The sequence below is a fragment of the Aeromonas sp. Lyrl_2 genome (genome assembly GCF_051948815.1).
Classification (GTDB): Bacteria; Pseudomonadota; Gammaproteobacteria; order Enterobacterales; family Aeromonadaceae; genus Aeromonas; species Aeromonas veronii.
The window spans coordinates 1-15667 of record NZ_JAYJLJ010000033.1 but is presented as its reverse complement, the minus strand read 5'-3'; the positions used below and the strand labels follow the sequence as shown (position 1 = coordinate 15667).

Here is a 15667-nt window from a genome sequence, read left to right as displayed (position 1 = left end):
TTTTGAAATTTAACAAGCAGAAATGCCGGCTACTCGGCGCAGATTTATCGGGGAGAAACGATTCTGCGTCTGGATCAGATCGTTGCTTCAGTAAAATAATTCACCGCAACTTCTCCCTCGTGACACAACCTGACAAACCCTCATACTAGAATTCAAGCATCAAGAGTGATAACTGTTTGACTTGGTTAACAAATTTCTGCATTGGCGCATTGCATTGATCCAGCACGTCGTGCAGAGTAGTTTGAACCCAATCACCAGTCTAATATGTTCAGGATGACGGATTAGACAATGACGATAACCAAACACGAATTGTTGGCAGATCGACTAGCCAGGATACTGATACACCTCTATCAGGGGGCTGTCCTGACTAAGGAGCAACTAGCGGAAGAGTTCAATGTTACAACCAGAACCATCTACCGCGATTTGGGAAGACTAGGTCCCATACTTGATGTGAACCCCAATGGGTCCTATAGACTTGCAACCCAATACAAAGGGAAGCTGAGCCCAAATGACTTGCAACAGTTTGCAAGTATTGCTGGTGTTAAAAATCTATTCCCTAACAATGATCCTCGATTTCTTCTTGCACTTTTGGACACCATGACTGGTGGGAGCTACTTGGTTAAAGGGATGCATTACGAAGACAACATCGACAGCAAGGAATTGATGAGAAAAATTGACTCGTCAATAAGCAGCCATCATGAATGCCAGTTTGACTACAATCAAAAAACTCGAATCGTCAAGCCATACAAAATAATTAATAGCAAGGGCATCTGGTATCTTGCTGGAATAGAAGGGAACGACCTAAAATCTTTTAACATATCCAAGATCGAAATTTTTAAAAAGTTAGATAAAGGATTTACCCCCGAAGATTCCATCGTTGAGCAGGTACAGAAAGAAGACGGTATTTGGTTTAGTCAAGAGAAAATAGAAGTTATTCTTAATGTATCAAAACATGCGTCGTATTATTTTTCTCGTCGTATATTATTCCCACACCAAGAGATCATAAAAAATCTTGATGATGGTGGTTTATTGATATCGTGCAAAGTGGGAACACATAAACAACTGTTTCCACTAGTTCAATATTGGATGCCACATGTGTCTATTGTTAATCCAACCAGTTGGCATCATCAACTATTAGCTAACATAAAATCCTATATGGATAAAAACTAAAAATCAGGGGGTTGATAATATATTTAAGAATTTAAATCACGGAATTAAGACATTTAAAAAACTCCATGTGCATTTTCATTAGCTTAAATTTTAACGACAGAGAGGTATTAAATATGGGATTCTGGACAAAGGTGATTGGTGGTGCAGTGATCGGCGTAGGTGCTATAGCTGCAGCCCCATTTACAGGTGGTGGCTCTCTTCTGGGGGCTGCATCACTAGCTAGCTCTCTGGCTGGAGCTGGTGCTTTGGCTGCTGGTGCAGGTGCAGCTGGTGCAACCGCAGGCGCTGTAATGGGTAGAAGAGAAAAAGAGGAAGAAGAAAGAAAGGCAAGACAAGCGAAACAAAAAGGTGAGCAAGAAGCCGACGCGCGTAACGCTATTAAATTAGAAAAACTGCGTGACGAGATAGCAAATACTCTACGTACAATTGAAGATCGTGAAAATTTCTTGGTAACAGCATTTGCCGTTGGGATTTGCGCCGCTAATGCCGACCACAATATTTGTGATGAAGAGCGTGAAGAAATAGAAACTTTAGTTGCTGGGCTAGGTAGATTGGAGTTTATATCCGAGGCGTCAAAAGCACGAGTAGAGGCGTGGTACAACAATCCACCTAATTTAAATACTGTATGGAAGCTAATTGAGAAAAATGGCTTAGACCAAGCTAAGTATATCGCTATTTTTAGCAATATTGTCGAGATGGTCATCTGGGCTGATGATGAGCGAAACAATCATGAGCATGAGTTCACCGAGGCTTGGAATAGCCTAGTTGCTTAATCAGGATGCGATATGAGTGATTTACACAAACTTAAAGCCAGAAGCGCAAAACTTAAGAAATTAAAAGAAATTTCTCATTTGCGCGAAGTCCCTTTAAATGTGGAAGGCAATCGCCACCTGGTAGGGGAAATTGATGAAGATACGCTTACGTTTGCTGATATGTCTCGAGAGTATTCACAGCGCATTAGTAATTTTGACGCGTCAGCTTCAAAGGAAGAAGCTAGTTTTCTTATTAATTCTATAGATGATGGAAATGATCCTATGGATCATATTTTGGAGCCAGTATTCCTAAGTCTATTTGATGGAACTATGAGAGCGTTCAAAATTGGGACAAAACAAGGGATTACTGCATCTCGGCTTTATAGTGAGTGTAAATCATTCAGTTATGACAATCCTAGCAACAGTGGATTAATGCTCGATAGTTATACCGAACTTCTAAATGAAAGAGCAAACATAGCCAACTTTGATAGTCAATCCTCTTACAATAAAGGGAACATCATTCGAGACAACTCTACGTTGAATATGCGTGATGGCACCAAGATGAGTGCAGCAAAATCTCGCCACTTTAATGACGGACTGACAGCATCAGATGGCTATGGTGGTAATAAAGAAATATATGAAAGCAAGACTCATGCTAAGGGAGTTGATAAATACGGGCAGAGAACAGAAATTGATCACGCTGTTCCATGCTCAGAGGTATGCAATAACCTTAAAAAAAATAAATCTCTAACTGATGACGACATTAAAGACATTGTTAATATAGACGAGAATTTAGTCGCAACCAGTTTTGAGAATAACCGCGGGTATAATATTGGAAAGTTCGATAAGTCTCGGTCAGACATTCAGAATGAAATTGACAAAGGCTACGTTGAAGATGCCAAGGGAAACAAACATCATCTCTCTGAAGAAGAACTCCAAGTTAGGAAAAACATGGTTGATAAGATGGGCCAAGCCCAAGACGCCATGGATAAAAATACAAACAAAAAAGTCATTAACAACTTAAAAGGCAATCATGACATTCAAAAACGAATGACAATAGATGCATCAAATGCTGCGGCTAATCAGTCAGTAGGCGATTTGATTATTTTTATGATTAAGCCGCTATACTATGAACTGAAAGACTGTTTTGCCAAGGGAATAGAAGAAGGCGTTAATGCTAATTCTTTTAAGTCCGCGCTATCAATTCGAGTTGGAAGAATGAAAGCCTTCATCATGAAACAAGCAAAAGACCAGCTTAAAGATGGCGTCTTTTCATTTTTTAAGAACTTTGTTTCAATGCTGCTAGAAGGTATCGTAAATTGCTTTGTTGGCATTTTCAAAAGTATCTTCAGGATGGTTAAAGAAGGCTTCAAAGTGTTGATGAACATCATTCCAATCCTGCGAGACAAAAATAAATCAATGGCAGAGAAGGGCGATGCCATCCTGAAGCTTTCAGCAGGCTCATTAACAATATTTGCAAGTATTGGTATTGAATCATGGTTAAATTCTGTTGGCATTGGAGAGCCATGGTCTATCATTATTTCTTCTGTTTTAACTGCTGTGTTAACAGCTCTAGTTATGTATCTCTTAGATAAAATGGATCTGTTCGGCTTAAAAGAAGAGGCACGACTAAATAGAATCAGTGAAATATTATCATTGAGAACTGAAGAGACTAGAGATGAAATTTTAACCATGGCTAATAATTTGGCATAGTTCATTGCAAGTGAAAATATATTCACCTGCACAACGGTAACCCAACGTAAAACTGACTGTATCTCAGTCAAATTGGAAGCTAGCTTTTCAATTTTCCCCCTAGCCCGTCAAGGCTAGGGGGTTAACATCATCCAATCATTGCCGCAATCAGCGCCAGAATCACTGCCAATCGCCTCTGGGCCTTCACGTTGTTGATCCAAGAGCTATCACTGGAGTTCAATTCAGAGTGTCGGCAAGCATTCGGACTATCGCCCAAGAATGCCAGTGTCTCCTAACACCGTCAGCAAGTACCTTCGGCATACCTCTCTTCCCCATTACGCCTCTCGTGGTTTCGACCAGTGGATCAACTATCTGATGCAGCAGGCACACGCCGACGACAAGGACGAGGACGGACTTTTGAGGGGATCACAGATTTTGCAGGATGGGGTGGCTCCTGGGCACTGAGGGAGACAAAGCTGCCAGCCTGTGGCTATGGACGAGAGTCACTTGACAGATGGGTGAAAATTAGGCAGATTCGAACAAGGGCTGAAATGTCCTGCGTCCACTGCAAAGCCTTTGGTATATCCGTTGCAAATTAGCATTTTCCTGGAACGAGCATGAGTGGAGACGTTCCTAACATAAAAAGTAAGGAAATTGCTTATGAATATGCTCCAGTACACTCATTTTTGTAAGAAAAGAGCCCGCCAAATTGCTAAAGCACAACCAGGGTTAATCCATACAAAGTCACTTGATCTTGCTGCACAAGAGCTAGGGTTCCAACACTATACCGCACTGAAGAAGCTGCAGAAGTTCCTTGGGGATACAGCTGTGCCTAGTCAACTTGCAATAGTCATGGCTGGCGGAGACCCTCGACAGTCACCCCTTCGGTCTATCTCTACGAGAGTCAGCTCAGGTTGGTCGTCTGCAAACTCCGTTGATGGTTAGGTCCATAAATTAGTGAAGAATGACACCAATGATGTATTGGTGTCATTCTTTTATGAAATTGATCTGTGCTGTTTAGCAATGAATCGCCCCTAGCTCCCTATACACCTCACAGCCTTAACTGTTGAACGTGTTTCTCGCTTTCCCCTATGACAGCTTATTGATATCATTCAGGAAATGCTTTAATGATGAAAGCCGAACAAATAACATTTGATAGTCATCTCTACCAACATCAAGCATATAATATAAATCACTTTTTGAAAAATAAGCTGGATATCTGAGGTTATTATGAAGGTGGTTATACTTCGTATTAACCAACACATACTCAGCCAACTGTTTCGATACTTGTTGTTGAATTATAGGATCTGAGCTTATGACTTTAATAAGAAAATCAATTGCAGAATCTAAGGAATGATTTCTATTTTCATCTCTGAAGTATTTTACGTCCGCTCTTACCAAACTAAATATTTTAGCTCTTATATACTTTTCCATAGACTGGATAATGAAATAGCATGCCTGTCTGTAGCAATCAACCTGCGATAGTTTCTCTGCCGCAACCTCATCCGAACGGGCCAGAGCCAAATACTCTTGTGAAACGTTGATTTGTCGCCTGAAAACTCCAACCTTCATACTTAAACACTCGAAGATAAAACGTATCAACTAATATAACTCTCGCATCCAAACGAAGAAATAAAAATTCATAAAAAAAGCTAGGTCGCTCACAAAGAGATTTCATCCTGCCTCCACTATTGGTTCTAGTGGTTTTGAACCCCTAGCGTTGAGCTCTAGGGGTTACTTATTCAAGATATCTGTAGAGAAACTTTAGCTAGTCGTTTCTTCGCTTTTACGCATTGGAATAATTTCCGACAGCTTCTTAACTCTTCAGGGTGCCGCTTCGGATAGCTCCTGATGGCAGGGATTAGCTCCGGGATTATGCGCACAATCAGTCGCCCCAACTTCACCTTCTCCTTGCGAGTTGCCAGCCGCCGTTTGAGTTTGTATGCGTAGAATCGGTTTCCAATAAGGACATCATCCAACTCAGCACCGAATATAGATCTCAATGCACGATTAATCCTCTCCTCAAATGAATTCAAATCGAATTTCTCACGATGATCACGACTTACGATTTCATTGACTTGATATGCGTCGACTGGGTTGATGAACAGGCTTGATATCTTAATCATATTTATCTCCTTCAAGATACGAGTAGTGTTTTCCCCATACCTGTTCAACAACATCTTCACTCACTTATCAATGTAGTACTCATGTTGTCATCGTCAGTTATAATCTACGGCTCTAGTTCAAGAAAGTAAATAGGCTTTCTCAAATATTAATTCTCACCCATGTATTCTCGCACGCGCGAGAATAACTTCATGTGAAATATATGCGATTAATATTTAAAGGTATACCAACTACCGAATTATCTATCAATTAAAATATATATAAATCCTTTGATATCCAATAGCCATTTCGGTTATTTAAATTAAAAGGAGAGATATCCATGTCTGAACTTTCATTGTTCGATGCCATTGGCGAAGGCAAAAACGCGACTCAGGATTATCTGGATACCCTGTCGCGGGCACTGCTGCGCCATCATCAACTGGTCAACGCCATCCGCATCCACGGTCGTTATGTACCGGAATCGTTGCCAATGACCCGTCTGCCGGTATTGGTTGCCATCTTCAGTCACACCAATACCTATACCTTGCACCAACTGCCTTCTACTCAGATAGGGCAGTTGGTGCTATCGATAGCTCGCTTCTCCGGTCGGGCCACCCATGACCTGGACAACGGCATCTTTGAAGAGGTCTGGGACATGGGTGACAGCAGCTTCACCACGGACAGCGCCGAGCAGGCCGTCTACTGGTTGCCGTTACCGGAGCGCTGGATTGCTCTGGAGGGCACACAAGTGGTGCTGCACGATAAAGAACATCCGGTGTTCAAGTTGCTCAACGTCACCACCCGGAACGCGGGTCCGGTCCTGGATATCTGCGATGGCGTGGTCAGTCTGGCGCTGGCGTCAGATTGGGATGGGGAGCGGGATGGGGAGTGGACCGCATGACCGAGATAAACCGCTCCTCGCTACTCGCCAAGCTCAAGCATATCAAGGGCATGAAGCTGCTGGTTGAGCAGGCCGTCTTGCTCTACCTGTTGATGACCGACGAGCAGACGCCTGTGTGGGTCAAGACCATCGTGGTCAGCGCACTCGCCTATTTGCTCTGTCCGGTCGATGCCGTACCGGACTTTATCCCCGGCGTGGGGCTCACCGATGACCTGGGGGTCATCAGCGGTGCCATTGCCTCACTAGGCAGTCATATCCATCAAGGTCATCGCAGCAAAGCGGCTGACTTCTTCAAGTAATCCCTTCAGAAGGAATTTCATCATGGCTAAAGCCACACAACCGGCAGCCTCTGCTGCTCCGGTCTGGACTGTTATTAAATCTGCTAAGGCTCCGAAGATCAGCGCACGGGCCAGTGGGTTGCTGCATTATGACGTGGGCAAGAATGATGAAGGTCGCTACGCCCTTCGCATTACCGCCAACGACACGGGCGGCCTGTTCAGCAAGCACTGGTTATCGCTCGATGACATCCTGGCACTGCTGGATATCCTCAAGGATGCGCCATTCAAATCGGTGGCGCTCAGGGCACTGTTTGTTCGAGGCAGTGCCAATAACCACGGTTTCATCGCCGCCATCCTGCGGGCTGAAAAGTTGCTGGTCGCCGCCGAGCCCAACTCGCCGTTCCACCGGATCGGTCTCTCTCTCAGCGACTGGTCTACTCAGCTGGATGAACCGGCCAATATGGATAAACAGGCTCGCAAGGGAAAAGCCAAGGGGCAAAAGGAGCAAGACGCACCGGGGGATGCCATTGGTAACGAACCAGGCGATGAGCCCTCATTTTTGGAAACAGCCAACGACCAGGCCGGTTTGTCAGACAAGATGGATGAGGCCGGGGCCGAAACGGGATCCGAGACCGGCGACGCGGTAGCCGGACAGGAGACCCAGCAATGAGCAACCGTGACATAGTACTGAACTGGCAGGGGCTCCCCCTGCCGGTTTCACTCCGGCTCGCTGTATGCCTGACCGACCTGCTGAACACGCACCATCCCACATGGCCGCAAGCCCGCGCTGTCACGATGAACTTTCGTGATCCGAGCTATGGCCCGGAAACCGGAGGCTTTCATCCGGTGGAAATCCGTCTGCAGCGCCGAGGAAATCTATGGTCCTTGGTCTATATGACGGACTTTTCCTATGTCGGCATGGGTGACTATGCCGAATTGGCCAAGGAGGTGGATTTTGACTTCTCAAGCCAGGAAGGGCTGGTTGCCTATACGCATGTGGTGCCGTTGTCTGAGCTGGGTGAGTTCTATGAATTATGGGAGGGCAATTTCCTCACCTATCTGTCGCTGGGTGTCTACGCGATTACAGTAGCAATTGAATGATCCCCCCTGTTGCGGCGCAAATTTCACGGGGTTACGGGGTGGGCGTCGATTTACCCAATCTCTCCAAGGGAAAAACGCGCCCCGTTTCCTCCCGTTCGTGCGGGGCGGGCACGGGGCTCGCCGTGAATGCGCGGGGCAACCCGACCAATTCATTAACTCACCCATTATTTCCGCAAATTTCGCGGGGTTACGGGGTTGAGATGGAAAAGCCCAATCACTCAAAGGAAAAAACCAGCCCCGTTTCCCTCCGCTCACACGGGGCGGACACGGGGCTCGGTAGCATTTTTACGGGATCGGACCGGGTAGCGACCGGGGCGGCCATCTGCTCACTTACCTTTCCCGCGTTGTCATCGTGCCGGGCCAGCCAGGCCAAGGCGCGATGAGCAACGGCCACTTCAACCGCCAAGCCAGAGACGGGGATTGGACCTCCTTTCCACTGTGAAGGGGGCCTATGCCGTGTCTAACCAGCTCACATTTTGAGGAGCAAACCATGAACGAAACACCCACCCGATTTAAATTCACCAATCGGCGGATTGCCGATCTGCCCCCTAACCCCGATGACGCTCGCAGTACCGAAGCGGAGTATTCAGATACTGACGTGACCGGTCTGCGCTGTCTGGTTGGCAAGGGGGAGGGGCGTCGCAAATTCCTGCTGCGTTATCAGATACATGGGCGCAAACGGGCCATTGCCCTGGGGCACTATCCCGCATTGGATGTCAGCGCGGCTCGCAAGCTGGCGCTCGACTACAAACGCAAGATTGCAGAAGGCGTTGATCCGCAACAGGCCAAGGAGGACAAACGCAACCAGAAGACCCTGAGCAATTTGTTTCAGGAGGACTATCTCCCCTATCTGCAATCGCGAAATCGCAGTTGGAAGACGGATGAACATCGCTTCCGTAATCACCTACGGCCAATCTTCGGCAATCTGATCCCGGAAGAGATCACCGTTACCCGCATCCAGAACATGCAACAGATGTTGCTCAAGCGCCTCACTCCGGCCACCTGCAATCGCGTCTTGGCATTGCTCAAGGCCATCATGACCTGGGCTGCCCGTGCCGGACTGATCAAAGACAATCCCGCCGCCTTGGTGTCATTGCTGCGAGAGAACAATCGGCGCGAACGCTACTTCACGCCAGATGAAATCCGTCGCCTGTTCCGGGCCGCTGATCAGCATGAGAGTTTCTATACCGGTCAGTACGTCAAGATGTTGCTGCTCACCGGCTTGCGCCGGGCCGAGCTGGCAAGGGCCAAATGGCAGCACTACAACAAGGAGGACAAAACCCTATACATTCCCCACACCAAGAACGGCCATAGCCGTGTGTTGCACCTGAACCATATGGCGGTGGAGCTGTTGAACTACTTACCGGTGACACAGGGAAATCCCTACCTGTTTCCCGGCAAGCGGCAAGGGCAGCCATTGCAAAATCCCACCAAGGGGTTTCAACGGATGCTGGCGCGGGCCGGTATAGATAAAGAGGGGGTTTGCTTGCACACCTGTCGTCATTCGGTTGCTGCGCTGATTGTCTCCAACGGCGGCACCTTGTTTGATGTGCAATCCCAGCTAGGGCACCGGAGCAGTCAGACATCGCTGCGTTATGCTCACCTGCATAACACCCGGATGCAGCAGACCAGTCAGAAAATAGCCAACTGTATCCATGATGCCCTGACCAGCTCTGTACCATCCAAGCCGCTGCCGCTTCCCGAAGAGGGCGAGTGGGTTCAGGCCAGCTAGGTATGTCGGTATCTCACGGCTGGGTGAGATACCGATATCACCGTTTAGCCGCCCGAGGCGCGGTGTTAGCCCGTCCTCCTCACCAACAGCGGCAACCTGCCCTGACCGGCCTTCCTGAGCCGCTCAACCGCTTCTCGCCGGTTGATAATCCCCCCTCTACTGATGACAAAACCCATCGCTGATGACGGCTTCTATGAAACCTGGCTTGCATGCACATTTTTTGTTTTTGGCTTTCGCTTCGATTGTTTACGTATCCAGCCCCTTAAGTTGGACTCAATTGTCCGCTCGATAATGAGCTCTTCGATTCACATTGATTTAATTCAAGTAAAATCATGACTGATATCATTCAATACTGAGCGCCCGTCTGATGAACGACGGATCCACGAAACCAATCGTTCTACTCCAAACGTCCTGAGTATTACGAAGATACTGGCACAACTCATCCACATCAGCCTGGTCTGGAAATGCCAATAAGCCTGACAGTCGGTGTAACGTCTGAATGGGAATACCAATCTCCTCTAGGGCATTGACACCTGGTGGTAGGTGGTGACTCTCGAATGCCAATTTGACATGGCGTTGTTTCCCAAATCAGCCATCAGGTCACAACTTCCCCAGCCCCAAGTGACCGTTACACTCGGGGCTTTCTGACAGGCAGACCAAGAGTGTTCAGTTTGTTTATGGCACTGACATACGCCATGACTTCCCCCACTTGGCCATTGTAGTTACGCAGACTGATTTTCCCCGCCATCAACTGCTTGAACCGATACATCGCCGTCTCTGCCAGCGAGCGCCGGTGATATCCCGACATCTTCTTCCAGTGCGCCAGCCCTTCCTTGCGCATCACCAGCACCGCCTCATTTCTCGGATGTCCCTTTTCCCATAACCCCGCATTCTTGCGAGGCGGGATACAAGCTGTTGCCCCTTTACGCAATATAAGCTGATGGCTGGCTTTGCTGTCATAGGCGCCATCCGCATAAACACGCCCCAGCTTGCGCCGCAATGGATTGAGCAAGGTCGGCAACACCTCGGCATCATGGACATTTTCCAGCGAGACTTCCGCCGCCACGATATCGTGGGTCACCGGGTCTACCGCCAGATGCAACTTGCGCCAGATTCGCCGTTTCTCAGCGCCGTGTTTTCTGACCTTCCACTCGCCTTCACCAAACACCTTCAGCCCGGTTGAGTCGATAACCAACTCGGTAATGCGTCCCTTTGGGGGCTGTCGATAAGCGACCGTCACTGTGCGTGCTCGCTTGCTGACGCAGCTGTAATCGGGGGCACAAAGCGGTACGTTCATCAACTCGAACAGGGAGTCGAGTAGTCCCTGAGTGGCCCGCAGAGTGAGGTTGAAAATCCCCTTGAGCATCAGGAAGGTACAGATGGTCTGGTCAGTGTAAAGCTGGCTGCGGCCCCGCCGCCCATGATGGTCGTGGTGAAACCAGTTGCTCATGGCCTCGGCATCAACCCAGAAGGTGAGTGAACCACGGTTAATCAAGGACTTGTTGTATTTAGGCCAGTTGGTGATGGGGTGAAGCGACGTGCCCATGATGCAGACTTGAAGGGGATGGTGGTGATCAGATCACCAAGTCCTCAGTTAGTTCCATTCAAGCTGCATCGATTTGGGAAACAACGCCATTTGACATGGGTCGCGGGGCAAATGCAGATAGACTTGGATAGCTAACTGGAACACTACAACACCCAGCGGCCACATCAGGACAGGATTATGGAAGGACAAACGCCCTACAGCATGTTCAAGAAGGGTCTGAAATTGATACCGAAGGAAGTGCGCACTCGCACGAAAGTAGCCTAAACAAGACACCGGTTTGAGGCCGGTGTCTGGTGATAACTAGATCTGTACAGACAGTACATGAGTGATGTCATCTTGTCATTCAACACCTCAATTATGGTGGCGACTGTACCACCTAACATGGTGTCAGGGATCATTAGACCACTACAGGATGAAAGTCGCCACCTCAGCCTTTAATTCTTGAGCTCGACTCTTTAGTGCTTTTGCTTGCTCCAAATCTCGCAATGCCGACACAGTGATATCATCGGTTACATCCTTAATAGCAGTTGTGTTCAAGGTGATCTCCCCTGTAACCTGACTTTGTTCCTCCGCAGCAGTGGCAATTTGGCCTGCCATGTCAGAAATCAAGTTAACGGCCTGGGTTATTTCTTCAAGTGCCTGAGCAGCAGAATCCGCATCACTCACGCTATTATCAGCAAGCCGTTGACTACACTGCATTAGCTCAACAGCTTTCGCTGTCGTCTGCTGTAACGTATCGATAGTTGAATGAATTTCAAGCGTTGAGTCTTGAGTCCGCTTAGACAAAACACGAACTTCATCTGCAACAACAGCAAAACCTCGCCCCTGTTCTCCAGCCCGAGCGGCTTCAATAGCGGCATTCAGTGCCAAGAGATTGGTTTGCTCTGCAATTCCTTGAATGGTTGCAAGAATGCCTGAAATATCTTGTGCATGTCGACTCAGTTGGCTAATAACCTCTGTTGCTTCACAAATTTCATGTGCAAGACCATTGATAGATTTACGAGTTTGATTTACTAATCGTTTACCATCCTCACTGCCTTTGGTTGACTGGTGTGCAGCAGTAGCTGTATTTTCCGCATTATTAGCAATTTCTTGGGTTGCACTGGCCATCTCGGTGACAGCCGTGGCTACCATCGTGACCTCTTGCTGTTGACGCTGGAGCTCGCTGACCGTTGTATTACTCGATGCTAGGCTTTGCTCTGCATCAGAATCTAACTCGCTAGCCAAGGATCGAATATGAGAAATAAGTTTATGCTGACTTCCTACAAAGCGGTTAAAACTGTTCGCAAGTTCCCCGACCTCATCGTGGGTATCAATTTTGATACGCTGAGTTAAGTCACCATTTCCGTCAGCAATATGCGCCAATGCATGGGTAACCTTGATCAACGGGCTAAGCAGCACTTTAACCAGCCAAGAAATTGCCAAAATACTAGCAATAATAACAGCCAGAGATAGACCCATTTGTGTCAAGATGAGTTCATCAAGAGGAGCCTCTAAGGCCTCTTTATCTAGAACAATTACTAACTCCCAATCAGTATTAGGAACGTTGGTTGACCATACTAGTTTCTCTGTGCCATCGCTCCCAAATCTGGCTGAAATCATCTGACTATCATCACTTTTTGAAGATAGATATGACACTGTCAAGTCCGTAGAAATTTCATTGGCAGGCCGCATAATCTTTGATGCGTCTTTATACGCAATGACTGTGCCATCCTTATGCATAAGGATGGCGAAACCATTAGCTGGCAACGACATTTTTTTAATGTCTTCAACCATATCAGTTATAGAAACATCTCCAGCTACGACGCCTGTTGATACAGCTTGCGCGATAGTAACAACTAGGACGTCATCAGTAACGTCCATATAAGGCTTTGTGACGATCACTCCACTCTTCATTTTCGCTTCTTGATACCAAGGGCGAGATCTCGGATCGTAGTTGCTATAATCTTCGGTAGGGTCATAGTTAAACATTTTACCTTCTTGAGTACCGAAGTAAGTACTAGAGAACCGACCAGAGTCTTTTGCTTGTTGTAGAGATTTTACGATATCGCCATCAAGCTTGGTTGATAGTGCTTTGACAACATCCATTCTAGCTACAAGCCAATCACTAATTCGTTCTGCTTGTTGTTCTCCCAAACGTTCTGCTTGCTCTTTACTATCATCAATAATAATGGTTTTTTGCGCTGAGTAACTACTCCAAGACAGTACAGCAACACTAACAAACAAAGCCATAGCAACCGATATTAGAATTTTATCCTTTAGTGACATCTTTATCATGAACAACCTCACTTTGTATTCTATGGTATGTATCGACCTAAGCACCAAATGTCGGCTTGTCACCATCCAAGGCAAGATAAGGTCGAAAACGCCTCTGGTTTGTGGTTGTCATCGCGATAGTTACGATGGGGTGCATCTTTGGAGAACCCAATATCCTCTTCACGCATGAAGCCAGCCTCTGCTTGTGTCTTGCTCGGATGCACCTGAATGGAAAGGGCCTTCTCAGCACATAGCACCTTGAACAGAAATGGTAAGGTACCAAAGCTGTTCATGGTGTGCTCCCCCAACGTCCGGCGATAAGAACAGACAGTCTAACTACCAAGCCATCTACCTCAACGAGGGAGCATCCATTAGGATGAGACCCCATCCAAAGTTCAGCCTGTGGCTTTCTTTCGGAGTTTTTAATCCCAAACGGCCGAGTCAGGGCATCTGCACTACCCCAGCGGTATCCTTGTATAGGTTTTTTCATCCGTAATGCGGTTAAGCGATTCATGATAAAGCACCCCGATACGTTCACTAGATAACATACAGAAATGTATCATGAACGGAGATGATGGCAACCGGCTTCCCGTTGATTTCTCAGAAACAGCTTTCGAGACACCAGTTTGCTTGTTGAGCCTGCGAGTTCTTTGTTACAAAACATCAACCCTGGCGCATGTGTCTACTACATCGATCCCGATCTTGGTTTGTCATCCAGACTACCGTTTCCCGGTGAGCTGATTGTTGATGGGGCCAGTCGCGGGATTGCTCAAGTATTGGAACTGAACCTGGAGAGAATGGCATGAAATTATATCTGGATGATGAAAGAAAAACTCCGGCAGGGTGGGTTCGCGTATTTTGGCCGGACGAGGCGATTGCATGGCTAAAAACAGAGATGGTGACTGAAATTAGTCTTGACCATGACCTCGGTGATGATGATAGAGGAACCGGATACGACGTTATTCTCTGGATAGAAAATGAGGTAATGACAAATCACTTCATCCCTCCCAAAATTCATATTCATTCAGCAAATGTCTCCGCAAGAATAAAATGGAACTGGGCATTATGGCCATAAATAGCTTTTTAGGGAAGTCAACATGACAACTCCAGAGCTGTAACTAAACTCCAGATATAGTAAGTCATGCCACTATGTATAAAGCCCTCTGGCTCTTAGTGAAGAACTGATATCTGCAATGATGCCCAACAGTTAAAAGCCATCCCCTGAAAGTAAAAGGCTTCTAAAATCAATAAGCTCTCAGCCAGATTGGATATCAATCTGGCTGAGTTAAAACAAAATCGTTGCTGTTTTCTAGATACCTTCCGGTTAGGAGGATAGTGGCGGTCTTTTGCTATTCCCTTTTGCACTCACTAGGTTAAGTTTAGTTATGGCTTAATTTTATTAACTAAATAGCTTCATATCCATTTTATCGTGAACGGTAATGATGACTTCATATAGTGCAACAAAAACACTGTCTTCATCACGCTCACTGAGCTTTGCCCACACAGAGCCGTTATTGCCCCAATTATGAGGGATTCGGTTTTTCCCCTGTGGGTCGAGGTCCCAGCTCCACCATGACCAGTATTTATTTGATTTACCTTGCATGTGCGGGAAAAGTGCTGACATGGCAGCTGATATTTTTTCAGTTCGACCTGTCTTTTCGCTTATCCCTGATATGCCAAAATACAAACCATTAAAATTTGCTCGATCAAATTGCCAGCTAAGATGATGCGTGTCGCTTGAATCTAATGATATGTAAAAGCCAGCCCAGCGACTTGATGTATCAGTATCAGAAATTTTAATCTTTAAGTTATGGTTTGTTAGCTTCTCATTTAAATCTTCGATTAGATTTCCATACAATTGTTTGCGCACAACTTCAATTTGATTATAAATGACAAATGCAGATTCTATTGTGTGACTATCTTTCTTAATAATTTCAGATAGTTCGTCGCTGTTATCCATGATATATTCGCCATTAATTGATTGGTTTACATACTTGATTAGGGATTCAATGAATACTCTGACCGTTCCAGCTCGGACGTACAGTAAACAATCACTTAGCCACTCTACAACTTTATACCAAGATACTGTTAGGATGTGTTGCTTCAGTACGTCTGGTGTGTCTCTGGGAAGACTAG

The 15667-nt window shown here is 46.5% G+C and carries 15 protein-coding genes and 1 pseudogene; 10 read left to right on the top strand and 6 right to left on the bottom strand.

The window, feature by feature from the left end; translation table 11 throughout:
- Positions 1-288 precede the first annotated feature (288 nt).
- The 3 genes from VF684_RS19790 (at position 289) to VF684_RS19780 (ending at position 3635) form a co-directional block, all read left to right on the top strand.
- Positions 289-1170: a helix-turn-helix transcriptional regulator gene (locus VF684_RS19790; RefSeq protein WP_440174367.1), complete on the top strand. Its 882-nt coding sequence runs from the start codon at positions 289-291 to the stop codon at positions 1168-1170.
- A gap of 113 nt (positions 1171-1283) precedes the next feature.
- Complete coding sequence (locus VF684_RS19785) at positions 1284-1943, top strand: hypothetical protein (RefSeq protein WP_376899757.1); 660 nt, start codon at positions 1284-1286, stop codon at positions 1941-1943.
- A gap of 12 nt (positions 1944-1955) precedes the next feature.
- Complete coding sequence (locus tag VF684_RS19780) at positions 1956-3635, top strand: hypothetical protein (protein ID WP_376899760.1); 1680 nt, start codon at positions 1956-1958, stop codon at positions 3633-3635.
- A 1068-nt stretch (positions 3636-4703) separates the two neighbouring features.
- Here VF684_RS19780 and VF684_RS19775 read toward each other — a convergent pair.
- Positions 4704-5186 carry a HEPN domain-containing protein gene (locus VF684_RS19775; protein WP_376899762.1) on the bottom strand — a complete coding sequence of 161 codons (483 nt, stop codon included), beginning with the start codon at positions 5184-5186 and terminating at the stop codon, positions 4704-4706.
- 871 nt (positions 5187-6057) lie between these two features.
- Between VF684_RS19775 and VF684_RS19770 the strand changes: the two genes are divergently transcribed.
- The 5 genes from VF684_RS19770 (at position 6058) to VF684_RS19750 (ending at position 9729) form a co-directional block, all read left to right on the top strand.
- Positions 6058-6618: a hypothetical protein gene (locus tag VF684_RS19770; protein ID WP_376899764.1), complete on the top strand. Its 561-nt coding sequence runs from the start codon at positions 6058-6060 to the stop codon at positions 6616-6618.
- Complete coding sequence (locus tag VF684_RS19765; RefSeq protein WP_216989648.1) at positions 6615-6917, top strand: YkvA family protein; 303 nt, start codon at positions 6615-6617, stop codon at positions 6915-6917. Before VF684_RS19770 ends, VF684_RS19765 begins: the two co-directional genes overlap by 4 nt.
- 22 nt (positions 6918-6939) lie before the next feature.
- Positions 6940-7566 carry a hypothetical protein gene (locus VF684_RS19760; RefSeq protein ID WP_376899766.1) on the top strand — a complete coding sequence of 209 codons (627 nt, stop codon included), beginning with the start codon at positions 6940-6942 and terminating at the stop codon, positions 7564-7566.
- On the top strand, positions 7563-7997 hold the full coding sequence (locus VF684_RS19755) for a DUF2787 family protein (protein WP_376899768.1): 435 nt from the start codon (positions 7563-7565) through the stop codon (positions 7995-7997). The genes VF684_RS19760 and VF684_RS19755 overlap by 4 nt, the downstream gene beginning before the upstream one ends.
- Before the next feature lie 490 nt (positions 7998-8487).
- Positions 8488-9729 carry a tyrosine-type recombinase/integrase gene (locus VF684_RS19750; protein WP_103259623.1) on the top strand — a complete coding sequence of 414 codons (1242 nt, stop codon included), beginning with the start codon at positions 8488-8490 and terminating at the stop codon, positions 9727-9729.
- Positions 9730-10357: 628 nt separating this feature from the next.
- On the opposite strand, the gene VF684_RS19745 is transcribed toward VF684_RS19750, so the two are convergent.
- Positions 10358-11275, bottom strand: a complete 918-nt coding sequence (locus tag VF684_RS19745) for an IS5 family transposase (RefSeq protein WP_279460611.1) — start codon at positions 11273-11275, stop codon at positions 10358-10360.
- A 108-nt stretch (positions 11276-11383) separates the two neighbouring features.
- Here VF684_RS19745 and VF684_RS19740 point away from each other — a divergent pair.
- Positions 11384-11539, top strand: a pseudogene (locus VF684_RS19740) (IS481 family transposase); the annotation flags it as partial.
- A gap of 141 nt (positions 11540-11680) precedes the next feature.
- Here the strand turns inward: VF684_RS19740 and VF684_RS19735 are convergent.
- The 3 genes from VF684_RS19735 to VF684_RS19725 are packed head-to-tail and all read right to left on the bottom strand — an operon-like array spanning position 11681 to position 14021.
- A complete protein-coding gene (locus VF684_RS19735) occupies positions 11681-13552 on the bottom strand; it encodes a methyl-accepting chemotaxis protein (protein ID WP_155601963.1) in 1872 nt (623 codons plus the stop codon).
- 59 nt (positions 13553-13611) lie between these two features.
- Positions 13612-13824: a type I phosphomannose isomerase catalytic subunit gene (locus tag VF684_RS19730; RefSeq protein WP_265328522.1), complete on the bottom strand. Its 213-nt coding sequence runs from the start codon at positions 13822-13824 to the stop codon at positions 13612-13614.
- On the bottom strand, positions 13821-14021 hold the full coding sequence (locus tag VF684_RS19725; protein ID WP_265094231.1) for a type I phosphomannose isomerase catalytic subunit: 201 nt from the start codon (positions 14019-14021) through the stop codon (positions 13821-13823). The genes VF684_RS19730 and VF684_RS19725 overlap by 4 nt, the downstream gene beginning before the upstream one ends.
- A 312-nt stretch (positions 14022-14333) precedes the next feature.
- Between VF684_RS19725 and VF684_RS19720 the strand changes: the two genes are divergently transcribed.
- Positions 14334-14606, top strand: a complete 273-nt coding sequence (locus VF684_RS19720) for a cyclic-phosphate processing receiver domain-containing protein (protein WP_279624181.1) — start codon at positions 14334-14336, stop codon at positions 14604-14606.
- Positions 14607-14930: 324 nt separating this feature from the next.
- Here VF684_RS19720 and VF684_RS19715 read toward each other — a convergent pair.
- Positions 14931-15667: hypothetical protein (locus VF684_RS19715; protein WP_440174366.1), on the bottom strand; the 737-nt coding region annotated here is incomplete at its 5' end.